This window comes from Pseudomonas sp. PVC-3-1 (assembly GCF_057444315.1).
The window spans coordinates 6,342,246-6,367,879 of sequence record NZ_CM172023.1; the positions used below are offsets into that span (position 1 = coordinate 6,342,246).

The following is a 25,634-nucleotide window of genomic DNA, read 5'->3' on the forward strand; positions in this document are numbered from 1 at the left end:
TTTTCGAGTCCAGTCCGTGCCCAAGACCCTCGCCCGCTTTTGCCTGCTCGGCCTGCTCGGCTGCACGCCGGCGTTCGGCCAATCCCTGGTGGTCTGCACCGAGGCCAGCCCGGAAGGCTTCGACATCACCCAGTACACTGCCGCCACCACCGCCGACGCCTCGGCCGAAACAGTCTTCGAGCGCCTGGTGCAGTTCGCCCCCGGCAGTACCCGCGTCGTGCCCGCGCTGGCGGAGAGCTGGGAGATCAGCGACGACGGTCTGCAGTACACCTTCGCCTTGCGTCAGGGCGTGAAATTCCACAGCACCGACTACTTCACCCCAACCCGAGACTTCAACGCCGACGACGTGCTCTGGAGCTTCCAGCGCCAGCTCGACCCGAAGCACCCGTGGAACAAGCTGGCCCCGCGCGGCTTCCCCTACGCCGAGGCAATGGGCCTGCCGGGCCTCATCAGCGCAGTGGAAAAGCTCGACCAGCATCACGTGCGCTTCACCCTCAAACATCCCGAGGCGCCCTTCCTCGCCGACCTGGCAATGGGCTTCGCCTCCATCTATTCCGCCGAATACGGCGACCTGCTGCTGGCCGCCGAAAAGGCCGACCAACTGAACAACCTGCCCATCGGCACCGGACCCTTCATCTTCCAGCGCTACCAGAAGGACGCTCAGGTGCGTTTCATCGCCAATCCGGATTACTGGGGCGGCAAGCCGAAGATCGAGCGCCTGCTGCTGGCGATCACTCCCGATCCGAACGTGCGCATCCAGAAGGTCAAGGCCGGCGACTGCCAGATCGCCGTCTACCCCAAGCCCACCGATGTTCCCGCGCTGCGCCAGGACCCGAAGCTGAAGATCGAGGAACTGGACTCTCTGCTGGTCGCCTACGTCGGCCTCAACACCCGCCACAAGCCGCTGGACGACGTGCGCGTGCGCCAGGCGATCAACCTCGCCTTCGACCGCGACGCCTACCTGCGAGCACAGTTCGGCGACGGTGCTGCCACCCTGGCCGTGGCGCCGTATCCGCCGACGCTGTGGGGGTCCGATCCGCAGCTCAAGGTATGGCCCCACGACCCGGCGCGGGCGAAACAACTGCTGGAAGAAGCCGGCATCAAGCCAGGCCTCAAGCTATCGATCTGGACGCGACCGGGCGGCGGCCCGACCAATCCCAATCCCGGTATCGGCGCGCAGATGCTGCAGAACGACCTGGGGCAGATCGGCATCCAGGCCGATATCCGTGTGTTCGAATGGGGCGAGTTGATCAAGCGCGCCAAGCAGGGCGAGCACGACCTGATCTTCATGGGCTGGGCCGGCGACAATGGCGATCCGGATAACTTCCTGACGCCGAACCTGTCCTGCGCCGCCGCAAAGAGTGGTGAGAACCAGGCGGGCTGGTGCAATGCGGAGTTCGACGAACTGCTGCGCAAGGCCCGCGCGATCACCGACCAGGAGGCCCGCGCAGGGCTCTATCGGCAGGCGCTGGCGATCTACCAGCGCGAAGCGCCGTGGATCGCCCTGGCCTATCCGAAACAGTTCGCGGTGGTGCGACCGGGCGTGAGTGGCTTCACCCTGAGCCCGCTTGGGTCGAACAACTTCTCGCGGGTTGAACTGGCCCCCTGATTGTTCTTTGTAGAAGCGAGCTTGCTCGCGAACCGCCCCGCAATCGTGCTGCCGGGAAATGCATTCGCGAGCAAGCTCGCTCCTAGAGGGCTATGCGTTCAAGCCAAAGGGATCATCCACCGAATGGCTCGGCTGGGTGAACCAGCGCGGGCCTTCCGCCGTCATGTAGAAGTGGTCTTCCAGACGGATGCCGAACTCCCCCGGCACACAGATCATCGGCTCGTTACTGAAGCACATGCCGACGTCCAGCAGCGTGCTGTCGCCGCGCACCAGGTACGGACCTTCGTGGATATCCAGGCCGATGCCATGACCCGTGCGGTGCGGCAAACCCGGCAACGCGTAGTCCGGCCCGAGGCCGCCGACCTCCAGGCAACGGCGGGCGGCAGCGTCAACCTGCTCGCAGGGCGAGCCGAGCGCGGCGGCATCGAAAGCGGCCTGCTGTGCGGCCTTCTCCAGGTTCCACAACTCACGCTGGCGCGTGCTGGCCGTGCCGAACACGTAGCTGCGGGTGATATCCGAGTTGTAGCCGAACAGCTGGCAGCCGGTGTCGATCAACACCATGTCGCCTTCACGCAACGGGCGCGGCTGGCGTACGCCGTGAGGGAAGGCGCTGTCCTCGCCGAACAGCACGATGCAGAAGGTCGAACCCGGCGCGCCGACCTGCCGGTGCGCAGCCTCGATGAAGCGCGTCACCTCGGTGGTCGTGATGCCCTCGCGCAGGATGCTCGCAGCGGCCTTCTGCACTTCCAGGGTCATGTCCTTCGCCCGCTGCATCAGCGCCAGCTCCGCCGGCGACTTGCAACGGCGGCACTGCTCGATCAGCGCGCCGGCGTCCACCAACTGCAGCTGGCCCGTTGCCTGGCGCAGGCGTTCGACCATGCCGAACGGCAGGCTGTGGGACAGACCGACCCGCGCGCCGTCGCACACCTCGATCTCGGCCAGCATGCCGGCCAGCAGAGTGAACGGACTCTCATGCTCGGCCCACACGCAGATGCTGCCCGGCAGCGCCTGCAGGTCGCGCACGGTGCCCTCCTCGAAGGCCGGGGCGATGTAGCGCACTTCGCCCCGCGCCGGCACCAGCGCACCCACCAGCCGTTCGCTGGGGCTCCACTTCAAGCCGGTGAAATAGAACAGCGAGCTGCCGGCATCGAGGAACACCGCCGAGATTTCCCGTGCCTGCATCAGGCGCTGTAACTGTGCGATTCGCGCCTGGTATTCCTCGAGCGCGATGGGGCGAGCACCGGCCGTCATGCTCTGCAACTTCGCCAGCGCCTGCTCAGGGCCTACGCCCCCAACTCCCAATGTCATGTGACTCTCCCGAGGAATGAAAACAACACGAAATTTAAGCAGCACTGAAATTTCTGGTCAAAGACTTTTCCAACATCGAGCATTACCCACGGGAATTTCTGCGGCATCATGGCCCGGTGCATTCAGCGCACGGCGACGCTGGTATGCTGCCCGCGTCCTAAAAGAGCCTTCCCAATGTCCGCAGATCGTATCGGAGAACGCCTGCGCCGTTATCGGCGCGCGGCGAAAAAGACACTGAACCAGGTGGCAGCCGAGTCCGGCCTCACCGCCAGCTTCCTGTCTCAGGCCGAACGCAATCTCACAGGCGTCTCGCTGTCGTCCCTGGCCAGCATCGCCAAGGCGCTGGACGTACCGCTCAATGCGCTGTTCGACTCGCCGCAGCAGATCCCCCCCGACTCGCACCAGGGCGAGCGCGTGCGCTACACCATCGAAGGCCAGCCGCTGAGCTACGAACGACTGTCCAGCAGCTTCCCCGGCAACCAGCTGAACGCGGTGAAAGTAACGGTCCCGGTCGGCTACGAATCCGAACTGATTACGCATGACGGCTCGGAATTCGCCTACGTCCTCACCGGGCGCATCGCCTACGACATCGATGGCCACACCTATCCGCTGGGCCCCGGCGACTCCGTCCACTTCGACTCCGGCAAGCGTCATTGCCTGCGCAACATCGGTGACAACGTGGCGGAAATGCTCACCGTGACCACCCTGCCGCTGTTCGGCGAACATCCCGCCACCTGATTCACAAACCGGCAAAACTTTCAGTGCCACTGAATTTTAAGTTGAACTAAATTTCAGCCTGACTTAACTTCGGCGCGGCGTGGCCGGGTACAGCCCGACCATGAATGGATAGGCCTTATCCGGACCAGTCCGACCGGGCCGGCTGCTAACCCCATCGGTTCGCCGGCCCCTGAAGAAAAACAAGAAAGAGGTCAGGTAATGCGCAAGATGCGACGTAATCCCCTGCACGCACTCGCCTTTGGCGGGCTGCTGCTCGCCGGCTCCGCGGCCCATGCCGCCTCCAGCCTGGTGTACTGCTCCGAGGGCAGCCCGGCGGGTTTCGATCCCGGCCAGTACACCGTTGGCACCGACTACGATGCCTCGGCGGAAACCCTGTTCAATCGCCTCGTGCAGTTCCCGCGCGGCGGCACCGAAGCCCAGCCGGCCCTGGCGGAAAGCTGGGAAACCTCCACCGACGGCAAGGTCTGGACCTTCCACCTGCGCTCCGGCGTGAAGTTCCACACCACCGATTACTTCAAGCCGACTCGTGAGTTCAACGCCGACGACGTGCTGTTCACCTTCAACCGCATGCTCGACAAGAACCATCCGTTCCGTAAGGCCTACCCCAGCGAATTCCCCTACTTCACCGACATGGGCATGGACACCAACATCGCCAAGGTGGAGAAGCTCGACGACAAGACCGTCCGGTTCACCCTCAATAACATCGACGCAGCCTTTATCCAGAACCTGGCGATGAGCTTTGCCTCGATCCAGTCCGCCGAGTACGCCGATCAGTTGCTCAAGCAGGGCAAGGCCAGCGACATCAACCAGAAGCCCATCGGCACCGGCCCTTTCGCGTTCAATCGCTACCAGAAAGACGCGATGATCCGCTTCAAGGGCAACAAGGATTATTGGAAGCCGGCGGACGTGCAGGTCGACAACCTGATCTTCGCTATCAACACCGATGCCTCGGTGCGCATGCAGAAGCTCAAGGCCAACGAATGCCAGATCACGCTCTTCCCGCGCCCGGCCGACCTGGAAGCGCTGAAGAACGACCCCAACCTGAATGTGCCTTCGCAGCCAGGCTTCAACCTTGGCTACATCGCCTACAACGTCCTGCACAAGCCGCTCGACAACACCGACGTGCGCCGCGCGCTGGACATGGCGGTGAACAAGAAGGCGATCATCGACGCCGTCTACCAGGGCGCTGGCCAACTGGCCGTGAACGCCATGCCGCCGACCCAATGGTCCTACGACACCTCGATCAAGGGCCAGGCCTATGATCCGGAACAGGCCAAGGCGCTGCTGAAGAAAGCCGGAATCGCAGAAGGCACCGAAATCACCCTGTGGGCGATGCCCGTGCAGCGCCCGTACAACCCCAACGCCAAGCTGATGGCCGAGATGATCCAGGCTGACTGGGCCAAGGTGGGCATCCAGGCGAAGATCGTCACCTACGAGTGGGGCGAGTACATCAAGCGCGCCCATGCCGGCGAGCAGGACGCCATGCTGATCGGCTGGAGCGGCGACAACGGCGACCCGGACAACTGGCTTGGCACCCTGTACGGCTGCGACGCAGTGGACGGCAACAACTTCTCCAAGTGGTGCGACCCGGCCTACGACAAGCTGATCAAGGAAGCCAAGACCACCAACGATCACGAGAAACGCGTGGCGCTCTATCAACAGGCGCAGCAGGTGCTGGCTCAGCAGCTTCCGATCAGTCCCATCGCTCACTCCACCGTCTACCAGCCCATGCGCAAGACGGTGCAGGGCTTCCTGATCAGTCCTTTCGGACTCAACTCCTTCTACGGCGTGTCCAACCACCCCTGACCGCCGATCAGTCACTGGCGGCTCCGGCCGCCTGAACGCCAGCCCGGCGCAGACCGGGCGGTGCCCCGACTTCCCCCCGCCTGCCGGCTTCCCCATTTCTGCGATGGGTGGAGGGGATGCATTCGTTGCTAGGAAAACCAACAACAAGGAGCAACTCATGCAACGTCACATACTCACCCAGTCCCTGATAACCCTAGCCATCGGCGCCGCCAGCCTGGGCCAGGCCTGGGCCGACGGGGAAGATCTGCCGCCGGACGAAATCCACCGCGGCACCGAAGTGGTGGTCAAGGGCCAGGACGGCGCGAAAGGCTTCGTCGAAGGCCAGAGCCTGACCTTCAGCACCCGCAACTTCGCCACCCGCGAACAGATGAAGGACAGCTTCCACTTCAACATCAAGAAGGACGGTTACACCGAGCCGACCCACAGTCGCTACACCTGGACCCAGGGCAGCCAGCTCACCTACAGCTCCGGCTATACTCAGGGCACCGTAGGGGTCGGCGTGGACGCTGCCGCCTTCAACGAGATCGCCCTGGAGCGCGGCCGCGGCCGTATCGCAGGCGGCGGCACACGCACGCTGACCGACAGTGATGGGGATGCCGTGCCGCAGTGGTCGAAGATGGGCGTGGCCAACGTGAAGCTGCGCGTCTCCAACACCGAAGTGCGCGTGGGCCGCCAGCAGACCGAAAACCCGGTGTTCAATATCAATGACAACCGCGCCCTGCCCTCATCCTTCGACGGCATCAGCCTGCTCAGCGAGGAGCTCGAAGGCCTTCAGCTACAGGCCGGCGACTTCACCCGCGGTACCCCGCGCACCGGTTCCGGCCATGAAGGGCTGACCACCGAATACGGTTCGATGGACTTCACCGGAAGTCATTTCAGCTACCTGGGCGGCAGCTACCAGGCAGTGAAGGACCTGAAGCTTACGGCCTATGGCGCGCATTTCGAGGACGTCTGGAACCAGTACTACCTCGGCGCCACGCACGACTTGGGCGACCCGGCCACCCTGGCCCTGAATACCAGCCTGAACTACTACCACACCGGCGACACCGGCGAGCGCAAGGCAGGCTACATCGACAACGATGCCTACAGCCTGGCCTTCACCCTGACTCACGGCGCCCATGCCGTACTGCTGGGCTGGCAGCAGATCCGTGGCGACGAGTACTTCGACTACGTGCACGAGACTGCCGCCATCTACCTCGCCAACTCGTTGCTCTCCGACTATAACGGCCCCAACGAAAAGTCCCTGCAGCTGCGCTACAGCACCGACTGGGCAACGTTCGGCGTGCCCGGCCTGACCACCATGGCGTGGTACGCCAAGGGCTGGGGTATCGACGGCACCCACTACGACGGCGACCGCAACGGCGTGAGTGGCTACAACGTACGCGCCATGGACGACGAGAGGCACCATGAACTCGGACTCTCCAGTGGCTACACGCTGCAGGACGGCCCGTTCAAGAGCGCCAGTTTCCGCGTGACCTACATGAAGCACCTGGCGAGCCAGAACCAGGCGGACGGCAGCGTCAACGAGATTCGCCTGGTCAGCAACTTCCCCTTCAACCTGCTGTAAGGAGAACCGGCATGCCCATCCCGCGTCTGATCCCCCTTCTGCTGGCGCTCGCCAGCGGCACCGCCCTGGCGCAGAACCTGGTGGTCTGCACCGAAGCGAGCCCGGAAGGTTTCGATGTGGTCCAGTACACCGGCGCGGTCACCAACGATGCCACCTCGGAAACCATCTTCAACCGCCTGGTAGGCTTCCGCCCCGGCACCACCGAGCTGGTGCCGTCCCTGGCGCAGAGCTGGGAGGTCAGCCCCGATGGGCTGACCTACACCTTCCACCTGCGCCCGGAGGTGAAGTTCCATACCACCGACTACTTCAAACCCACCCGTGCGTTCAATGCCGATGATGTGCTCTGGACCTTCCAGCGGGCGCTGGACCCCAAGCATCCCTGGCATGAGACGGCCAACCGCGGTTACGCCTACTTCGACGCCATGGGCATGCGCGAGCTGATCAAATCGGTGGAGAAGGTCGATGACCTCACCGTGCGCTTCACCCTGAACCATCCCGAAGCGCCCTTCCTCGCCGACATGGCCATGGGTTTCGCCTCGATCTACTCCGCCGAATACGGCGATCAGTTGCTGGCCGCCGGCAAGCAGGGCCAGATCAACAACCTGCCCATCGGCACCGGCCCTTTCGTCTTCAACCGCTACGCCAAGGACGCCCAGGTACGCTACCGCGCCAACCCGGACTATTTCGGCGGCAAGCCGGCGATCGACAACCTGGTGTTCGCCATCACCCTCGACCCCAACGTGCGCATGCAGAAGGTGCGGCGCAACGAATGCCAGATCGCCCTCTACCCCAAGCCGTCGGACGTGCCCGCCTTGCAGCAGGACAAGAACCTGGCGGTAGACAGCATCGACGCCCTGATGACCACCTACGTGGCCATCAACACGAAGCACAAGCCGCTGGACGACGTGCGCGTACGCCAGGCGATCAACCTCGCCATCGACAAGAAAGCCCTGCTCGACGCCGTTTTCGGCGCCAACGCCGCCAGCCCGGCGATCAACCCCTATCCCTCGACGCTGCTGGGCTACAACAACGACGTCCAGGACTGGCCCCACGACCCCGAGCGTGCCAGGGCCCTGCTCAAGGAGGCCGGGGCGGAAAACCTCAAGCTGAGCATTTTCATTCGCAACGGCAGCTCGCCGACCATCCCCAATCCGGCGCTGGCGGCACAGATGATGCAGGCGGATCTGGCCGAGGCCGGTATCGATTTACAGATCCGATCCCTGGAATGGGGCGAGCTGCTCAAGCGCTCCAAGGCCGGCGAGCACGACCTGTCCCTGCTGGGCTGGGCCGGCGACAACGGCGACCCGGACAACTTCGTCAGCCCGAACCTGTCCTGCGCCGCGGCGAAGTCCGGCGAAAACCAGGCATTCTGGTGCAATCAGGAATTCGAAGCGCTGATTCAGCAGGCCCGTGAGAGCAATGACACGGCAAAACGGGCGGAACTTTATAGAAAGGCGACATCCATATTCCACGAACAATCACCGTGGATTCCCCTGGCGCATCCTAAGCTGTTCAATGTGCGCCGCAGCGACATCTCGGGTTACACCATCAACCCGATGACAAACAACAACTTCGCCGACGTTCGAATCCAGTAACTGGCGAAGTAATAAGAAACCGGCGCCCGTCGTGACCCGACGGGTAGCCGCTCGATGAGGAGCCCCCGACCACCATGCTGAGTTTCATCGCACGCCGATTCGGTCTGCTGATCCCGACCTTCTTCGGCGTCACCCTGCTCACCTTCGCGCTGATCCGCCTGATTCCGGGCGACCCCGTGGAAGTGATGATGGGTGAACGCCGCGTCGATCCGCAGATGCACGCCGAAGCCATGCACCGTCTGGGCCTCGACAAACCCCTCTACCAGCAGTACCTCGACTACATCGGCAACCTTGCCCAAGGCAACCTCGGCGAATCGCTGACCACTCGCGACAGCGTCTGGCACGAGTTCCTCACCCTGTTCCCCGCCACCCTCGAATTGTCCCTGGCCGCCCTGCTGTTCGCCGGCGTCTTCGGCCTGCTCGCCGGAGTGATCGCGGCACTCAAGCGCGGCTCGCTGTTCGACCACGGGGTGATGACCATCTCCCTGGCCGGCTACTCCATGCCGATCTTCTGGTGGGGCCTGATCCTCATCATGCTGTTCTCCGTTTCCCTGGGCTGGACGCCGGTTTCCGGGCGCCTGGACCTGCTCTACGACATCGAGCCGAAGACTGGCTTCATGCTCATCGACACGCTGCTGTCCGATGAAGAAGGCGCCTTCATGGACGCCGTGCGCCACCTGATCCTGCCGGCCATCGTGCTGGGCACCATCCCCCTGGCGGTGATCGCGCGGATGACCCGCTCCTCGATGCTCGAGGTGCTGCGCGAAGACTACGTACGCACTGCTCGCGCCAAGGGCCTGTCGCCGGCACGTGTGGTGTTCGTGCATGCCTTGCGCAACGCCATGATCCCGGTGCTCACCGTATTCGGCCTGCAGGTCGGCACGCTGCTGGCCGGCGCGGTCCTGACCGAAACCATCTTTTCCTGGCCCGGCATCGGCAAATGGCTGATCGACGCCATCGGCCGGCGCGACTACCCGGTGGTGCAGAACGGCATCCTACTGGTGGCGACCCTGGTGATCCTGGTGAACTTCATCGTGGACATCCTCTACGGCCTCGCCAACCCACGCATCCGCCACCAACGCTAACCGGAGCCGACGCCATGAATGCCAACGCCAAAGCTCCCGCCAGCGACCCGAGCCTGGTCTACCCGTCCCCGCTGAAAGAATTCTGGCACGCCTTCTCGCGCAACAAGGGCGCGGTCGGCGGCCTGCTGTTCATGCTGGTCATCGTGTTCTGCGCGTTGTTCGCGCCGTGGGTCGCGCCCCATGATCCGAGCGAACAGTTCCGCGACTTCCTGCTCACCCCGCCGCTGTGGCTCGAAGGCGGCAACGCGCAGTTCCTGCTGGGCACCGACGAACTGGGCCGCGACCTGCTCTCGCGGCTGATGCACGGTGCGCGGCTGTCGCTGATGATCGGCCTGACCTCGGTACTGATCTCGATGATCCCCGGCATCTTCCTCGGCCTGCTCGCCGGCTTCTCGCCGACCCGCCTGGGCCCGGTGATCATGCGCCTGATGGACATCATGCTGGCCTTGCCCTCGCTGCTGCTGGCGGTGGCCATCGTCGCCATCCTCGGCCCAGGCCTGATCAACACCGTGATCGCCATCGCCATCGTCTCGCTGCCGGCCTATGTGCGCCTGACCCGCGCCGCCGTGATGGGCGAGCTGAACCGCGACTACGTCACCGCCTCGCGCCTGGCCGGCGCCGGCACCTTGCGCCTGATGTTCGTCACCGTGCTGCCCAACTGCATGGCGCCGCTGATCGTGCAGGCCACCCTGAGCTTCTCCTCGGCCATCCTCGACGCCGCCGCCCTGGGCTTCCTCGGCCTCGGCGTGCAGCCGCCAACGCCCGAGTGGGGCACCATGCTGGCCTCCGCGCGCGACTACATCGAGCGCGCCTGGTGGGTCGTCTCGCTACCCGGCCTGACCATCCTGCTCAGCGTGCTGGCGATCAACCTGATGGGCGACGGCCTGCGCGATGCGCTGGATCCGAAGCTGAAGAATGCGGCGTGAGGAGCAACTCGTTGAATACTTTCGTGCTCTTCGTAGGAGCGAGCTTGCTCGCGAACCTGCAATCCCCCGCGTTCCCCGTTCGCGAGCAAGCTCGCTCCTACACCAAGAACAGAAGCCTGATGGAGACCGCCGTATGAGCCTCCTCGACCTGCGCAATCTGTCGGTCCGCTTCGGCGACCGCAACGCCATCCCGGTGGTGGACGGCCTCGACCTCTCGGTGGACAAGGGCGAAGTCCTGGCCATCGTCGGCGAGTCCGGCTCCGGCAAGTCGGTGACCATGATGGCCCTGATGGGCCTGATCGATGCCCCGGGCATCATCACCGCCGACACCATGCAGTTCGACGGCACCGACATGCTGCGCCTGAAGGGCCGCGAGCGGCGGCGCATCGTCGGCAAGGACATCGCCATGGTCTTCCAGGACCCGATGACCGCCCTCAACCCCAGCTTCACCGTCGGCTACCAGATCGAGGAAGTGCTCAAGCTGCACCTCGGCCTGCGCGGCAAGGCGCTGCGCCAGCGCGCGCTGGAACTGCTCGAGCGGGTGGAAATCCCCGGCGCTGCCCAGCGCCTGGACGCCTACCCGCACCAGCTGTCCGGCGGCATGAGCCAGCGCGTCGCGATCGCCATGGCCATCGCCGGCGAGCCCAAGTTGCTGATCGCTGACGAGCCCACCACCGCACTGGACGTGACCATCCAGGCGCAGATCATGGAGCTGCTGCTGAACCTGCAGCGCGACCAGGGCATGGCTCTGATCCTGATCACCCACGATCTCGCCGTGGTCGCCGAGACCGCCCAGCGCGTCTGCGTGATGTACGCCGGGCAGGCGGTGGAGATCGGCCAGGTGCCGGCGCTGTTCGACCTGCCGACCCACCCGTACACCGAGGCGCTGCTCAAGGCGATTCCCGAGCACAGTGCCGGCGAGGAACGCCTGGCCACCCTGCCGGGCATCGTCCCCGGCAAGTTCGACCGGCCGCAGGGTTGCCTGCTGTCGCCGCGCTGCCCCTACGTGCAGGACAACTGCCGCGCCGTACGCCCGGCCCTGGAAGCCCATGAGCGCGGCGCGGTGCGCTGCTTCTACCCGCTCAACCTGAATACCGAGGTGGCCCGATGAGCGCCGTCCTGACCGCCCGCGACCTGACCCGTCACTACGAAATCTCCCAGGGCCTGTTCAAGCCGCATGCCCTGGTCCGCGCGCTCAATGGCGTGTCCTTCGACCTGCAGGCCGGCAAGACCCTCGCCGTGGTCGGCGAATCCGGCTGCGGCAAGTCCACCCTGGCGCGCGCGCTGACGCTGATCGAAGAACCCACCTCAGGCTCACTGCAGATCGCCGGCCACGAGGTGAAAGGAGCCGACCACGACACCCGCAAGCAACTGCGCCGTGACGTGCAGATGGTCTTCCAGAACCCCTACGCCTCGCTCAACCCGCGGCAGAAGATCGGCGACCAGTTGGCCGAGCCGCTGCTGATCAACACCAGTCTCTCCCGCGTCGAACGCCGCGAACGGGTGCAGGCGATGATGAAGCAGGTCGGCCTGCGCCCGGAGCATTACCAGCGCTACCCGCACATGTTCTCCGGCGGTCAGCGCCAGCGCATCGCACTGGCCCGCGCCATGATGCTCAGGCCCAAGGTGCTGGTGGCGGACGAGCCGACCTCGGCGCTGGACGTGTCGATCCAGGCCCAGGTGCTCAACCTGTTCATGGACCTGCAACAGGAGTTCGGCACCGCCTACGTGTTCATCTCCCACAACCTCGCCGTGGTCCGCCACGTGGCTGACGACGTGCTGGTGATGTACCTCGGCCGCCCGGCGGAAATGGGCCCTGCGGAGAAGCTCTACGAGCGCCCGCTGCATCCCTATACCCAGGCTCTGCTCTCGGCGACGCCGGCGATCCATCCCGACCCGAGCAAGCCCAAGATCAAGATCCAGGGCGAGCTGCCCAACCCGCTCAACCCGCCGACCGGCTGTGCCTTCCACAAGCGCTGCCCCTACGCGACCGAACGTTGCAAAACCGAGGTGCCAGAGCTGCGCCTGCTGGACGAACGACAAGTCGCCTGTCATCACGCCGAGCAGTTCCTGAACTGATACGAAACGGGCCGGTCATAGGCCGGCCCCTCTTTCGGATACAGCTGCGTCCTACAACGCAGAAGGAACAGGCCTACCGCCTAATCCATCACTTCCCGCTAGGGTGGCCTCCCGCCACCGCCCGCACGCCGTGGCCGTTATCCACAGGGCCACTACCTTCCATGCTGCTGTTCTTCCTTCTGCTCATCCTTGTCACCGCCATCGTCGCCAACGTGCAGTTGCACAAATGGAAACGTCAGCGGCGGATGAATACCCGCGCACCGAAGAAACCCAGCAGAGCGGTGCAGAAGAAATTGCCCAAGCAAGGGTTCGACCTGGACGAGATCGACTGGGAAGGCCTGGCCGCGGATGAGCTGGATGTCGCTCCAGCGCCTGCGGCAGCCACTGCGGTAGCACGCGCCAAACCTGCACCGGCAAAAACTCAGCTGCCTCCCCCGCCTGCGCAGCCGAAAGCCGCACCCCGTGAAGAGTTCTTGCCGCTGGAACAGGCGCTGCAGGAGCAGATGTCCGGCGCACAGCGCAACAAGGCGCTGACGCATCTGCTCAAGGCCAACCTGCACGTTCCCGCGCCGGATGCCGGAGAACAGCATGTGGTGCTGGACATGGACGATGGCAGCTACGTCCCGGTCGCCACACACCCGGCGGCGGCGAGCATCGCCCTGGGTTATCTCGCCGAAGCCATGCAGCAGCGCAAGGGCGAACACCTGGTGCGCGAGCTGCGCGGCGGCGACGTCGGTCTGCTGGTGGTCGCGCGCAATCCGCAGAAGCCGTCCGTGGCACGGCTGTGGAAGATCCAACCGCAAGACCTCTGAGCAGATCCTTGTAGGAGCGAGCTTGCTCGCGAACAACCCAGGCTTCGAAGCTGCTGGCAAACTGGTTCGCGAGCAAGCTCGCTCCTACGAAAGACTTCAGCCTACAGATCGCGGATCAGCGCCAGACGCACACCGAACCCCAGCAGAAGCCCGCCGAAGCCCCACTGCTGCACGCGCTGCATTGTCTTGTGCCGCGCCAGCCAGCGCCCCATGCGCTCGCCGCTGACGGCGTAGAACGCGTCGAAGCCCAACCCGACCACCACCAGCACGCCACCCAGCAGCGCGAATTGCAGCGCCAGCGGGCCGTTCTGCGGATGGATGAACTGCGGCAGCAGCACCGAGCAGAACAGCAGGGCCTTAGGGTTGAGCAGATTGGTCAGCAGGCCCCGGCGAAAGGCGCGCCGATAGCTGACTGTGGATAACCCGGCCGCCCCCGTTGCCACCGGCAACCCCACCGGCGCACTCAGCAGTTGCACGCCGATCCAGGCCAGGTAGAGACCGCCGCCGACGCGCACGGCGTCGAACGTCCAGGGCGCAGTGCGGAACAGCAGCGCCAGCCCGGTCGCTGCCAGAGCCACATGGCATGCGCGCGCCGCGCCCAGCCCAAGCGCGGTCGCCAATGCAGCGCGGCAGCCATCACGGGCGCCGGTGTGCAGCAGGAGAATCATGTCCGGTCCGGGCAGCAGGTAAACCATCGCCAGGGCCAGCAGGAAGACGCCGATATCCACAGGGACCACTCCGAAGAAGTCATTGCGGATAAGGATTCTATGCCTGAAGGCACAGGCAGGTGCTTGCGTAATTGACCAGCAAAAGCGCCCTAGCTGGCATATCCTGCCAATCCTGAACCGCAGAGAAGCCAGTCATGCCAACTCCGAAACTGGACGCCTACGACCACCGCATCCTTGCCGCGCTACAGCGCGACGGCCGCCTGACCAACGTGCAGCTCGCCGAAGAGATCGGCCTGTCACCCTCCCCCTGCCTGCGCCGCGTCCGCATCCTGGAAGAGGCCGGCATGATCCGCGGCTATCACGCCGAACTGGGCCGCGACGAAGTCGGCCTGGGGCTGACGGTGTTCGTCGGGGTGAAAGTGGAGCGCCACAGCGATAGCAGCGCTGCTGCCTTTCGCCAGGCGGTGATCGACCTGCCGGAAGTCATCTCGGTACATCTGGTCAGCGGCGAGTCGGACTTCCTCCTGCAAGTCGTGCTGCCCGACCTGCGCGCCTACGAGCAGTTCCTCACCGGCACCCTGCTCAAGCTGCCGGGCGTCAGCGACATCCGCAGCAACTTTGCTATCCAGACGGTAAAGGAGTCAGCGCCGCTGCCGCTGCGGCATCTGCCGAAATAGCGGGATTGCGCGCGGGCGACCGCGCGCCTATCATTCGCCACCTTCCATCCACCGACAGCAAAGGAGAGACATCATGCAAACACTGATCACCCTTTGCAGGTCGCGTCTGGCGTAATCGCTTCCCCGCCGCCCCTCTGGCGGCATCGCATTGCCCGGCTCCGGCCTGCCCCCATCCTCTTTTTTCGTTTCATTCCTCATGGGATTGGACAATGGGCAATTGCATCCAAAATCTGTCCGACGGCATCACCCTGATCGCCGCGGACGACACCTGGATCGAAGGTAAAGCGATCCAGCAACTTGAAACCACCGCTCGCCTGCCGGGCATGCAGCGAGTCGCCGGCATGCCGGACCTGCACCCCGGGCGCGGCTACCCGATCGGCGCGGCGTTCTTCTCCACCGGCCGACTGTATCCGGCGCTGGTGGGCAACGACATTGGCTGCGGCATGGCGCTGTGGCGCACCGATATCGCCACCGCCAAGCTGAACCTGGACAAGCTGGAAAAGCGCCTGGGCAACCTCGACGGCCCCCTGGACGAAGACTGGAGCGAGCGCATCGCGAGCTTCGCTCTACCGCCCTGCGGCCACGAGCATTCGCTGGGTACCATCGGCGGCGGCAACCACTTCGCCGAGCTGCAGCAACTCGATCAGCGCTACGACGAGCAGGCCGTGGAAGCCCTCGGTCTCGACCGTCGCCACCTGCTCCTGCTGGTGCACAGCGGTTCGCGCGGCCTGGGCGAAGCCATCCTGCGCGAGCAGGTGGACCGCTTCAGCCACCAGGGCCTGGAACAAGGCAGCGACGACTGCGCGCACTATCTGGCTCGCCATGACGGCGCGCTGCGTTTCGCCGAAGCCAACCGCCAGTTGATCGCCCTGCGCATGCTCGACCGCCTGCGCGCGGACGGCGCGCAGGTGCTGGACGTGAACCACAACCTCGTCAGCCCGGCGCAGGTCGAAGGCGTCGACGGCTGGCTGCACCGCAAGGGCGCGACGCCGGCGGATCGCGGGGTGATGGTCATCCCCGGCTCGCGCGGCGACTACAGCTACCTGGTAGAACCGGTTGCGGACCCGCGCAGTCTCTTCTCCCTCGCCCACGGTGCAGGGCGCAAGTGGATGCGCAGCGAGTGCAAGGACCGTCTCTCAGCGCGCTACCGCGTCGAGCAACTGGCCCGCACCGCGCTGGGCAGCCGGGTGATCTGCGGTGATCGCGGACTGATCTACGAGGAGGCACCGGAAGCGTACAAGGCCATCGACTCGGTGGTCGGCGCGCTGCGCGAAGCGGGGTTGCTGCGGGTCCTGGCGCGACTCAAGCCGGTGCTGACCTACAAGACCCGCGGGGAGTGCTGCTGATGATTCTGCTGCAACTTTCCGCGGCCCAGGGGCCCGACGAATGTGCGCTGGCCGTGGCCAAGGCTCTGCAGCGACTGCTGCGCGAAGCCGAGGCTCTCGGCACCGAGGTGCGCGTGATCGAGGAGGAAGCCGGCCCGCGCCAGGGCACCCTGCTCTCGGTACTGCTGGCGCTCGACGGCGACTCGGCGGCAACCCTGGCCGAGGGCTGGAGCGGCACCCTGCAATGGGTCTGCGCCAGCCCCTACCGGCCCAACCACGGGCGCAAGAACTGGTACTTCGGCGGCGCGCGATTCAACGCGCCATCGGCCAGCCTCGAAGGTGAAGTGCGCTTCGAAACCTTGCGCTCCTCGGGTCCCGGCGGGCAGCACGTCAACACCACCGACTCGGCGGTGCGCGCCACCCACGTTGCCAGCGGCCTGAGCGTGAAGGTCCAGAGCGAGCGCAGCCAGCACGCCAACAAGCGCCTGGCGCTGCTGCTGATCGCCCGCAAGCTGGAGGAACGCACGGAGCAGGCGAGCAGCGAGCTGCGTGCCGAACGCCGACTGGTGCATCACCATCTGCAACGCGGCAATCCGCGCCGGGTGTTTCGTGGCGATCGCTTCGAGGGCTGAGATCAGCCGCAGAAGAAGCGCAGGAATGCGCGCAGGTCCGCCTGCGCCTGTTCCACGCTTGCCGGGACGAATCGCACTTCGCTGTGCGCCGGACATTGCGCCAGTCGGCCGATGTCCAGCGGGTGCAGCACGCCCAGCAACGGGTAGCCGCCCATGGTCTGGCGGTCGGCCAGCAGGACAATCGGCTGGCCGTCCGGCGGCACCTGGATGGCGCCCTCCACTATCCCCAACGACCATTGCCGGCGAGGCGCACTCAGCGCCTCGCCGCGCAGTCGCACACCCATGCGATCGGATTGCGGGCTGACCTGCCAACACTGCTCGAAGAAGGCCTGTCGCTGTTTCTCGCTGAAAGCATCCGGGCCGGGCAGCACACGCAGCGTCGGGGTGTCGCGGTAATCCGGTCGATACGGCCAGGGCACGCTGGCACCGCCAGCGATGCGCTCGCCGAGGGCCGCGCACTGCAGCACATCACCGGCGGTCAGCGGTTGGCCATTGCCGCCAAACCCGCCCAGTTTTTCCCGCGTCTGGGTTGCAACGCTGTCCAGTATCGGCTCCGTGTGGAAGCCTCCGGCAGTGGCGAGATAGGCGCGCTGACCGGCGCGGGCGAAGCCCAGTTTCAGGCGTTGCCCGACTCGCACGCGAAAGCGCGACCAGCCCGGCACTGGCTCGCCATCCAGGATTGCCGGCAGCTCTGCGCCGGTCAGCGCCAGCCAGGCGTCCGCCTGCACTTCCAGCTCCACACCACCCAGCGCGATTTCCAGCAACGGCACCCCCGGCGAATTGCCGAGCAGGCGATTGGCCCAGGCCGCCGCCTGTTTATCCACCGGGCCAGCGGGCGAAACGCCCAGGCGCTGCCAGCCTTGCCGGCCGCCATCCTGCAGCAGGCACAGCGGGCCGCAGGCAATCACCTTCAAGCTCATGGCGCGCCTCCGGCCGAACGATAAGTCGCCGCATCGATGGGCAGGAAGCGCACGAGATCGCCTACCGCCAGCGGGCAAGGCGGCTGCCGTTGCGGATCGAACAAGCGCTGCGAGCTGCGCCCCAGCAGATGCCAACCACCGGGCGATGCCTGTGGATAAACCGCCGTCTGGCGCTCGGCAATCGCCAGACTGCCTGCGGGCACGTGCGTACGCGGCGTGGCCCGGCGCGGCAAAGCGAGGCGTTCGTCCAACTCGCCGAGGTAGGCGAAGCCAGGAGAGAAGCCGATAGCGCCGACGCGATAGTCGCGGCCGGCATGCAGGTCGATCACCTGCGCGCAGGTGAGGCCGCAGAGACGAGCGACGTCAGCGAGGTCCTCGCCGCCATACCACACGGCGATTTCATGCAGGCGCCCGGCGTCGTTCGCCAGGGCGTCGCCGGGCCAGTCCGCCAGCGCGGCCTGAACGCGGCTTTGCAGTTGCGGCAGGTCGATGCGCAGCAGGTCATAGTGCAACAGCAGCGTGGTCCAGCCCGGTACGCAATCCGTCAGTGCCGCGCCCAGCTCGGTGCGCAGGCGCTCGGTCAGCCGGGCGATGCGCAGCGGCAGCGCGTTGTCAGGATGCTCCGCGAGGGTGATCAGCAGCGCCGTGGCGCCGAAGGGCTCGACGCGGATCATGCCTGGTCCAGCAGGCCACGCAGGCGCCGCAGCACCGCCAGGGATTCGGGGTTGTCGCCATGCACGCAGAGGCTATCGGCACGCAGGCGCAGCGGGTTGCCATCGATGTCCGGGAAGGCTTCGCCACGGGCGATGGCCAGGGCCTGGTCGAGGATGCGCTGCGGCTCGTGGTGCACGGCGTTGGGCAGGCGGCGTGGGGCAAGCTGGCCGTCGGGCAGGTAGGCGCGGTCGGCGAAGGCTTCGAACATCAGCGGCACGTCGGCAGCGTCAGCCAGTTGCAGCTCGCGGTTGTTGTCGGCCAGGGCCAGCACCATCAGCGGCAGGCGCTTGCGGTAGGCGGAGCAGGCATCGAGCACCGCTGCGAGCAGCGCGTCATCGCGCACCAGGTCGTTGTACAGCGCGCCGTGCGGCTTCACGTAGGCCACCTGGGTGCCGGCCGCGCGGCAGAAGGCGTCCAGCGCGCCGATCTGGTAGAGCACCAGGGCGTGGACTTCCTCGGGCGAGCAACTCATGTGGCGACGACCGAAGCCGGCCAGGTCCGGGTAAGACGGGTGCGCGCCGATGCTGACGCCCTGCTCCACCGCCAGGCGGACCGTGCGCTGCATGGTCAGCGGGTCACCCGCATGGTAGCCGCAGGCAAGGTTGGCCTGGTCGATCAGAGGCATGGCGTGGATGTCGTCGCCCATGCGCCAGGCGCCGAAGCTTTCGCCCATGTCGCAGTTGAGCAGGATTCGCGTGCTGCGCTCGGTCATCGGTGTCGCCGTCCTTCCAGATTTCCTACAGGGTAAAGCAGCAAATGGCCTTTGGCCTTCGGAGAATACTCAGTCACGTTCAGGAGGAGTACCATTCCGCCTCTAGACCCGTGGAAAACTCCCCCCGAATGATCAAAGCCGCCATTCTGGCCGCCTTCGGCCTGAGCATCGTTTATGTCCACCTGCGTGGGCGGGTGCGCCACAAGTTCACACGTCAGTTGAGCGACCACTCCAGCTTCCTGGCGCCGATCAACTGCCTGATGTACCTGTTCTCCAGGGTACCGAGCCGCCCCTACCTGGCGACCGACGAATTCCCCGAGATGCGTCTGCTCAGCGAGAACTGGGAGACCATCCGCAGCGAAGCCTTGCACCTGCGCGACGCCGGCAGCATCAAGCGCTCCGACCAGCTCAACGACGTGGGCTTCAACTCATTCTTCAAGACCGGCTGGAAGCGCTTCTACCTGAAATGGTACGACGACAGCCATCCGTCCGCCGACGCCCTGTGCCCGAAGACCACCGAGCTGCTGCGGCAGATTCCGTCGGTAAAGGCCGCGATGTTTGCCGAACTGCCACCGGGCTCGCGCCTGGTGCGCCATCGCGACCCCTACGCCGGTTCGCTGCGCTACCACCTGGGCCTGCTGACGCCGAACGATCCGGGCTGCTTCATCGAGGTGGACGGCGAGCGCTACCACTGGCGCGACGGCGAGGCGGTGGTGTTCGACGAGACCTACATCCACTACGCCGAGAACACCACGGACCATGACCGGGTGATTCTCTTCTGCGACATCGAGCGACCGCTGAAATACGGCTGGGTGACGGCGTTCAATCGCTGGTTCAGCCGCAACGTGATGGCCGCGGCCGCCTCGCCCAACGACGCGGGCGACAAGACCGGCGGCATCAACCGCGCCTTTGCCTCGCTGTACAAGATCCGCCTGCAGGGCAAGGCGCTGAAGAAGCGCAACCGCAAGCTGTACTACCTGCAGAAGTGGGGCTTCTTCGCGGCGGTGCTGGCACTGTTCCTGTGGATATGAATCGCAGGGTTTAAGCACGCCGATATCAAAAAGGCCTCCGCATTCGCGGGGGCCTTTTTGTTTGTGGGGCTCGGAAAAGGATTACCAGCGGAGTGCAGCTTCTCCCTGTAGGAGCGAGCTTGCTCGCGAACCAGCCCAGCGCTGGAGCCGCCAGTGAATCCGTTCGCGAGCAAGCTCGCTCCTACGACAAGCAATGCGCGCGGCCGCGTAAGGCATACAACTGTTCACGGTTGTACGCCGTCGCACCGGTTGCACGGCGCATAACGTCGAACGTTATGCACCCTACGACTTGGCTCGGCGCTCTCGTTCAATACACGTCGCGTCGGTAGCGCCCACTCTCCAGCAACGCTTCGACCTCGGCATCACCTAGCATCTCGCGCAGGGCGTGGTCGACGCCCTCGGCCATGCCCTGCAGGCTACCGCAGACGTAGATCGCCGCACCCTCATCGAGCCACTGGGCGAGGACTTCGCCACTGGCGCGCAGGCGGTCCTGGACGTAGACCTTCTCGGCCTGGTCGCGGGAGAAAGCGACGTCCAGGCGTTGCAGTTCGCCGCACGCCAGCATGCCTTCGAGTTCTTCACGACAGTAGAAGTCGTGGGCGATGTTGCGCTCGCCGAACAGCAGCCAATTGCGCGAGCGGCCTTCGGCGACGTTTGCCTGCAACAGTGCGCGCAGGCCGGCGATGCCGGTGCCATTGCCGATCAGGATCAGCGGGCGGTCGTCTTCGCTCAGGTGGAAGCTGCGGTTACGGCGCAGGCGCAGCAACAGGCTGCCACCCTCGGGCAGGTACTCGGTCAGCCAGCCGGAACAGATGCCCAGCGAGCCGTCGGCATGCTGCTCCTGGCGGACGATCAGCTCCAGGGCGCCTGCGCTGCGCAGCGAGGCGATGGAGTACTGGCGCACCGAGAGCTTGATCAGCGCGTCGTAGACCGCCTGGCCATGCTGGCCAACCAGGTGTTCGAGGTTGCCCGGCAGCAGGCATCCGGCCAGGGCGTCCTGCAGCGGCATGCCCAGGCCATCCACCTGCACCTTGGCCGCGCCGTCGAGGCCGAGGCGTTCGAGCCAACGGCGGACGAGAAAGTCCGGCTGGCGCGGGACGATTTCCACCAGATCGCCAGCGGCCCAGTCGATCTGCGAATCGTGCGGCGCAGCGAGACGCAGCAGCCAGGTGGATTCGCCCTGGCTGCCAGGGTTCAGGTGCTCACGGCCACTCAGCGTCCAGACCTCGAAGGCCGGCGCGTTGAAGGCCACTTGCGGCGCGGCGCCGGAGAGCTCGGCCAGGCGTACCTGCCAGTCATGCAGCGCGGCAGCATCGCCGTTATCCACTTCCACGCCGTCGAACAACGGGCGCGCGCCCTGCCCCTGCAGCCAGCCCTGCATGCGCCGGGCGAAGCCGCAAAAGTGCTCATACTGGCGATCGCCCAGGGCCAGCACGGCGAAGCGCAGGTCGTTGAGGCCAAGGGTCTGGCCGAGCACCTGGCGCTCGAAACCACGGGCGCTATCCGGCGCCTCGCCTTCGCCGAAAGTGCTGACCACAAACAGCGCGTTGCGGGTCTGCTCCAGTTGCACGCGGTCCAGCTTGCCCAGCGGTTCGACGCGCACCGGCAGGCCGGCAGCCTGCAATTGGCCGGCACTCTGCCAGGCCAGTTGCTCGGCGAAGCCGCTCTGGCTGGCGTAGCCCACCAGCCAGGAATCGGCGCCACCGGCGTTCTTGTCCAACTCGCCGCGGGCGGCCAGCGCTGCGCGCTTCTTGCGGCGGCGATCAAGGTAGAGCAGCCAGCCGGTGATGAAGAACAGCGGCATGGTCAGGCTGGCGACCATCATCAGGATGCGCCCGGTGAGGCCGAAATAGCTGCCGACGTGCAGAGCGTAGACGCTGGTGAGCAGTTGCTTGCCGACGCTGCTGTCGTTGTAGCGGCGGTCCTTGAGCAGCTTGCCGCTGGCCGGGTCGATGGTCATCTCGTTGAAGGCACGCTCGTGGGCAGCGTCATCGAGAAGGTAGAAGACCGTGGCCGGCTGGCCCTTCACCGGCGGCAGGCGCAGGTTGTAGGCAGTCATGGCGGAGCCGCCGGTCTGCTGGATGGTGTTCCAGATGGCGGTGGCATCGACTACCGGCGGTGGGCCCTGGGGCGCCGGGCCGCGCTTGCCGCCACCGCGCTGGCCGCCCTTGGCCTGGCCGGCGGGAGCGTCGTCGAGCAGCTTGAACAGGCCGTTGCGATACCACTCGTAGGACCAGTACAGGCCGGTCAGCGAGGCCAGGAGATAGAACACCAGGCACCAGGTGCCGGCCACGGCATGCAGGTCCCAATTGAAGGCGCGGCCCTTCTTGCGCCAGTCGAACGTCAGCCAGGTGCGCCAGTTCAGCGCCTTGCGCGGCCAGCGCAGGTACAACCCGGAAAGGCAGAAGAAGACCAGGATCAGGGTGCAGGCGGCAGTGATCCGCTGGCCGAACTCGCCGGCGGCGAGGAAGCGGTGCAGCTGCATGATGAACATGAAGGCGCCCTCGCCCACTGGCGCGGGCAGGGCATCTGCGGTGTAGGGATCCACATACAGGGATTCGCCACGGCGCTGGCCCGGTGGCGGGGTGAAGAAGATGCGTGCGGACTCCGCGCCCTCGGTCTTGAGCCAGAGGAAGGAGACCTTCTTGCCCGGCTCGGCGCTCTCCACCCGGCGGATCAGTTCGTCCATCGGCAGCACGGCTTCGGCGCGCTTTTCCACCACCAGGCTCTCGGGGTTGATGGCGCGCAGGATTTCATCCTGGAATGACAGCATCGCCCCGGTGATGCCCATCAGCGCCAGCACGAGACCCGCGCTGATACCGAACAGCCAATGCAACTGGAAAAGGACTTTCTTCAACACCGCGACTTCACCTTCGGACACCCATCACGCAGGGCGGGCATTTTAATGAGAATGGCTCGCAAACGCAGCCGATTTAACAATCTTTACCCTGGCCTTACCTTCAGCGGCTGGGGCCCGGACGAAGAAAAGCCCCGGCCGAGGAGCGTCGGCCGGGGCAGGTCGCCGGAAGTGCGCGGCCTTAGAAGTGGAAGTTGGTGGACAACAGCACGGTGCGACCGGCCGCCTGCGACGCGTAGTGCGAGGCGTAGGCCTTGTCGAAGTACTTCTTGTCGAAGACGTTCTGCACGTTGAGCTGGAAGTCGACGTTCTTGCTCAGCTTGTAGGCGGCCATCGCGTCATAGCGCCAGTAGTCCGGGACGTACATGGTGTTGGCCACATCGCCGTAGACCTTGTCGACGTAGAAGGTGCCGCCGCCGATGGTGGCGTTGGGCAGTACGTCGTAGGTGGTCCACAGGCTGAAGCTGTTTTCCGGGGTGTTGGGCATCTGGTTGCCGTCGTTGGACGGTGCGGTGGCGTTCACCGTGCCGCTGCGGCCGGCCTTGCCCGCCTTGACCAGCTCGCTGTCGAGGTAGCTGTAGCCGGCAAAGACCTTCCACTTGTCGGTGATCTTGCCGCTGGCGGACAGCTCGATGCCGTCGACGCGGGACTGGCCGGCGTTGTCGTAGGTCTGGTTGGAGACCAGTACCCGGGCGTTGTCCTTGTCGGTGCGGAAGATCGCCGCGGTCAACTCCAGGCGCTCGTCGAGGAAGTTCCACTTGGTACCGATTTCGTAGTTGGTGGTTTCTTCGGGCTCCAGGTTGTTCTTCACCGCGAAGGTGTCCACGGCGTTGCCGGTGTCACCGTTGTCCAGCATCGAGCCGGGCGGGGTCGCGGAGGTGGCGTACGAGGCGTAGATGCTGCCATTGGGCGCCGGTTTGTAGACCACGCCGGCCTGCCAGTTCCAGAAGCTGGAGCTGTCCTCGAACTTGGTGGTCGGGCTTACGCCATGGTTCTTCGCGGTGGTCTCGAAGCTGTCGAAACGCGCGCCGACGTTGACCTGCCATTGCTCGTTCAGGTCGATGGTGTCGAAACCGTAGATCGCCTTGGTGGTCGCGACGGTGTTCAGCGGCTTGTAGTTGCGGACAATGCTGCCGTTCCACGGATCGTGCGGGTTCGGGTTTTCCAGGCTGGTGCAGTTGTAGCCGCTGGGCGCGCCGACGATGGCCGGGCGGCACTTGTTGGCGCCGGCGCTGGAGCCGGTGTTGGTGTTCACCGTATAGCCGTCGCGCTTGCTGTCTTCGCGGGTGAATTCCAGGCCGGTGGTGAAGCTGTTCTTGAAGCCGGCCAGGTAGAACTCGCCGAACAGGTCGGTCTGGTTGGTCGCGGTGGTGGTGGTGCTGATGCGGTTGTTGTTGCGGCGCCAGACGGTCCCGTTGTTGATGTTGCCCTGGCTGTCGTCGGGCTGGGTCCAGATGTAGTCCTGGTGCGCGGTGCCGTAGCGCGTGGTATTGCGCAGGCTCAGGGCATCGTTGAAGTCGTGCTCGAAGGTGATGGTGCTGGTGTCGATGCGGCTCTTCTGGAAATCGCGATCCTCGAGGCCGTAGTAGTTGTCGCGGTCGACGTTCACCGGCTTGTCAGGGTTGTGCTTGCTGCGGTCGGCGCTCTTGGCGTACGGGATGCCGGAATCCGGGGTGTCGTCGCTTTCCAGGTGGTAGTGGCTGACGGTGACGCGGGTCGGGCCGTTGAGGCCGAAGGTCAGGGACGGCGCGATACCCCAGCGGCTGGCGTCCACCGCCTGGCGACCGGCGACGTTCTGGTCGTGGGTCATCAGGTTCAGGCGGAACGCGGCATTGCCGTCGAGGAACTCCTGGTTGGTGTCGAGGGTGTAGCGACGGGTCTGATCCGAGCCGTAGGTGAAGCTGCCGTCGGTGAAGTTGCCGGCCTTGGCCTGCTTGCTGATCAGGTTCAGGCTGCCACCGGCCGAGCCGCGGCCGCCGAAGGCCGAGTTCGGGCCCTTGCTGACTTCGATCTGCTCGAGGTTGAAGACTTCGCGCGATTGCGCGCCGGTGTCGCGCACGCCGTCGACGTAAGTGTCGCTCTGCGCGTCGAAGCCACGGATGAACGGACGGTCACCCGTCGGGTTGCCACCTTCGCCGGCGCCGAAGGTGATGCCCGGCACGGTGCGCAGGGCGTCCTGCAGGGTCAGCGCGCCGGTGTCCTTGATTACCTGCTGCGGCACCACGGTCACCGAACGCGGCGTATCCAGCAACGGCGCGGTGTACTTCTTCGACGCGGACTTCTCGACGTTGTAGGTGGTCGGGTCCTGCTCCTGGGTGCCAACCACAGTGTCGGCATCCAGGGACAGCACGTCCTGGCCGGACTTCTTCGGCGAAGCTTCGGCGGCGTGGGCCAGATGAGTACCGGACATGGCGGTGATCGCCACGCCGACAGCGCTGACTAGAAGGCGCGGCTTGCTGCCGGCGAACTCGGTGGATTGACGCAACATCGAAACTCCCTCCCCAGGGGCTCATGAAGGCCGCGCAATCTATTGCAAATAAGAATTTGTATCAATTCGCATTCATTACCATACG

21 protein-coding genes are annotated in these 25,634 nt (G+C 65.3%); 14 read left to right on the forward strand and 7 right to left on the reverse strand.

Annotation, left to right across the window (positions count from 1 at the left end; all coding sequences use genetic code 11):
• Positions 1 to 16 precede the first annotated feature (16 nt).
• A complete protein-coding gene (locus AC2T4A_RS29240) occupies positions 17 to 1,609 on the forward strand; it encodes an ABC transporter substrate-binding protein (RefSeq protein WP_416744819.1) in 1,593 nt (530 codons plus the stop codon).
• 90 nt (positions 1,610 to 1,699) lie between these two features.
• On the opposite strand, the gene AC2T4A_RS29245 is transcribed toward AC2T4A_RS29240, so the two are convergent.
• Positions 1,700 to 2,917 carry a M24 family metallopeptidase gene (locus AC2T4A_RS29245; RefSeq protein ID WP_416744818.1) on the reverse strand — a complete coding sequence of 406 codons (1,218 nt, stop codon included), beginning with the start codon at positions 2,915 to 2,917 and terminating at the stop codon, positions 1,700 to 1,702.
• Between the two features lie 174 nt (positions 2,918 to 3,091).
• Here AC2T4A_RS29245 and AC2T4A_RS29250 point away from each other — a divergent pair, with 174 nt between their 5' ends.
• From AC2T4A_RS29250 to AC2T4A_RS29290, 9 genes are all read left to right on the forward strand, one after another.
• Positions 3,092 to 3,655 (forward strand): helix-turn-helix domain-containing protein, encoded by a 564-nt coding sequence (locus tag AC2T4A_RS29250; protein WP_416744817.1) that lies wholly within the window; start codon positions 3,092 to 3,094, stop codon positions 3,653 to 3,655.
• A 207-nt stretch (positions 3,656 to 3,862) separates the two neighbouring features.
• Complete coding sequence (locus AC2T4A_RS29255) at positions 3,863 to 5,461, forward strand: ABC transporter substrate-binding protein (RefSeq protein ID WP_486742408.1); 1,599 nt, start codon at positions 3,863 to 3,865, stop codon at positions 5,459 to 5,461.
• 157 nt (positions 5,462 to 5,618) lie between these two features.
• Entirely contained in the window at positions 5,619 to 7,028 is a 1,410-nt protein-coding gene (locus AC2T4A_RS29260) for an OprD family outer membrane porin (RefSeq protein ID WP_486742409.1), read from the forward strand.
• A gap of 11 nt (positions 7,029 to 7,039) precedes the next feature.
• Complete coding sequence (locus tag AC2T4A_RS29265) at positions 7,040 to 8,623, forward strand: ABC transporter substrate-binding protein (protein WP_486742410.1); 1,584 nt, start codon at positions 7,040 to 7,042, stop codon at positions 8,621 to 8,623.
• Positions 8,624 to 8,697: 74 nt separating this feature from the next.
• Positions 8,698 to 9,708: an ABC transporter permease subunit gene (locus tag AC2T4A_RS29270; RefSeq protein ID WP_054906646.1), complete on the forward strand. Its 1,011-nt coding sequence runs from the start codon at positions 8,698 to 8,700 to the stop codon at positions 9,706 to 9,708.
• 14 nt (positions 9,709 to 9,722) lie between these two features.
• On the forward strand, positions 9,723 to 10,634 hold the full coding sequence (locus AC2T4A_RS29275; RefSeq protein ID WP_301533125.1) for an ABC transporter permease subunit: 912 nt from the start codon (positions 9,723 to 9,725) through the stop codon (positions 10,632 to 10,634).
• Between the two features lie 133 nt (positions 10,635 to 10,767).
• Positions 10,768 to 11,745, forward strand: coding sequence for an ABC transporter ATP-binding protein (locus tag AC2T4A_RS29280; RefSeq protein ID WP_416744812.1), 978 nt, complete (start codon positions 10,768 to 10,770; stop codon positions 11,743 to 11,745).
• Positions 11,742 to 12,713, forward strand: coding sequence for a peptide ABC transporter ATP-binding protein (locus AC2T4A_RS29285; protein WP_416744811.1), 972 nt, complete (start codon positions 11,742 to 11,744; stop codon positions 12,711 to 12,713). The genes AC2T4A_RS29280 and AC2T4A_RS29285 overlap by 4 nt, the downstream gene beginning before the upstream one ends.
• A 161-nt stretch (positions 12,714 to 12,874) precedes the next feature.
• Positions 12,875 to 13,525, forward strand: a complete 651-nt coding sequence (locus tag AC2T4A_RS29290) for a hypothetical protein (protein ID WP_486742411.1) — start codon at positions 12,875 to 12,877, stop codon at positions 13,523 to 13,525.
• A gap of 101 nt (positions 13,526 to 13,626) precedes the next feature.
• Here the strand turns inward: AC2T4A_RS29290 and AC2T4A_RS29295 are convergent, their stop codons facing one another.
• Positions 13,627 to 14,253, reverse strand: coding sequence for a LysE family translocator (locus AC2T4A_RS29295; RefSeq protein WP_486742413.1), 627 nt, complete (start codon positions 14,251 to 14,253; stop codon positions 13,627 to 13,629).
• A 134-nt stretch (positions 14,254 to 14,387) separates the two neighbouring features.
• Here AC2T4A_RS29295 and AC2T4A_RS29300 point away from each other — a divergent pair, with 134 nt between their 5' ends.
• The 3 genes from AC2T4A_RS29300 (at position 14,388) to prfH (ending at position 16,827) form a co-directional block, all read left to right on the forward strand.
• Positions 14,388 to 14,870 (forward strand): Lrp/AsnC family transcriptional regulator, encoded by a 483-nt coding sequence (locus AC2T4A_RS29300; protein ID WP_416744808.1) that lies wholly within the window; start codon positions 14,388 to 14,390, stop codon positions 14,868 to 14,870.
• A 209-nt stretch (positions 14,871 to 15,079) separates the two neighbouring features.
• A complete protein-coding gene (locus AC2T4A_RS29305; protein ID WP_416744807.1) occupies positions 15,080 to 16,216 on the forward strand; it encodes an RNA ligase RtcB family protein in 1,137 nt (378 codons plus the stop codon).
• On the forward strand, positions 16,216 to 16,827 hold the full coding sequence (gene prfH / locus AC2T4A_RS29310) for a peptide chain release factor H (protein WP_486742414.1): 612 nt from the start codon (positions 16,216 to 16,218) through the stop codon (positions 16,825 to 16,827). The genes AC2T4A_RS29305 and prfH overlap by 1 nt, the downstream gene beginning before the upstream one ends.
• A gap of 2 nt (positions 16,828 to 16,829) precedes the next feature.
• Here the strand turns inward: prfH and AC2T4A_RS29315 are convergent, their stop codons facing one another.
• The 3 genes from AC2T4A_RS29315 to AC2T4A_RS29325 are packed head-to-tail and all read right to left on the reverse strand — an operon-like array spanning position 16,830 to position 19,173.
• On the reverse strand, positions 16,830 to 17,747 hold the full coding sequence (locus AC2T4A_RS29315) for a 5-oxoprolinase subunit C family protein (protein ID WP_486742415.1): 918 nt from the start codon (positions 17,745 to 17,747) through the stop codon (positions 16,830 to 16,832).
• The gene (pxpB, locus tag AC2T4A_RS29320) at positions 17,744 to 18,421 is read right to left on the reverse strand and encodes a 5-oxoprolinase subunit PxpB (RefSeq protein WP_486742416.1); all 678 of its coding nucleotides are present in this window, start codon (positions 18,419 to 18,421) and stop codon (positions 17,744 to 17,746) included. Before pxpB ends, AC2T4A_RS29315 begins: the two co-directional genes overlap by 4 nt.
• Positions 18,418 to 19,173: a 5-oxoprolinase subunit PxpA gene (locus AC2T4A_RS29325; RefSeq protein WP_416744803.1), complete on the reverse strand. Its 756-nt coding sequence runs from the start codon at positions 19,171 to 19,173 to the stop codon at positions 18,418 to 18,420. Before AC2T4A_RS29325 ends, pxpB begins: the two co-directional genes overlap by 4 nt.
• A 131-nt stretch (positions 19,174 to 19,304) precedes the next feature.
• Between AC2T4A_RS29325 and lpxO the strand changes: the two genes are divergently transcribed.
• Positions 19,305 to 20,204: a lipid A hydroxylase LpxO gene (lpxO, locus tag AC2T4A_RS29330; RefSeq protein ID WP_416744963.1), complete on the forward strand. Its 900-nt coding sequence runs from the start codon at positions 19,305 to 19,307 to the stop codon at positions 20,202 to 20,204.
• A gap of 307 nt (positions 20,205 to 20,511) precedes the next feature.
• On the opposite strand, the gene AC2T4A_RS29335 is transcribed toward lpxO, so the two are convergent.
• Together AC2T4A_RS29335 and AC2T4A_RS29340 are read right to left on the reverse strand one after the other, a co-directional pair.
• The gene (locus AC2T4A_RS29335) at positions 20,512 to 23,061 is read right to left on the reverse strand and encodes a PepSY domain-containing protein (RefSeq protein ID WP_486742417.1); all 2,550 of its coding nucleotides are present in this window, start codon (positions 23,059 to 23,061) and stop codon (positions 20,512 to 20,514) included.
• 181 nt (positions 23,062 to 23,242) lie between these two features.
• Positions 23,243 to 25,549 carry a TonB-dependent receptor gene (locus AC2T4A_RS29340; RefSeq protein WP_486742418.1) on the reverse strand — a complete coding sequence of 769 codons (2,307 nt, stop codon included), beginning with the start codon at positions 25,547 to 25,549 and terminating at the stop codon, positions 23,243 to 23,245.
• Positions 25,550 to 25,634 lie beyond the last annotated feature (85 nt).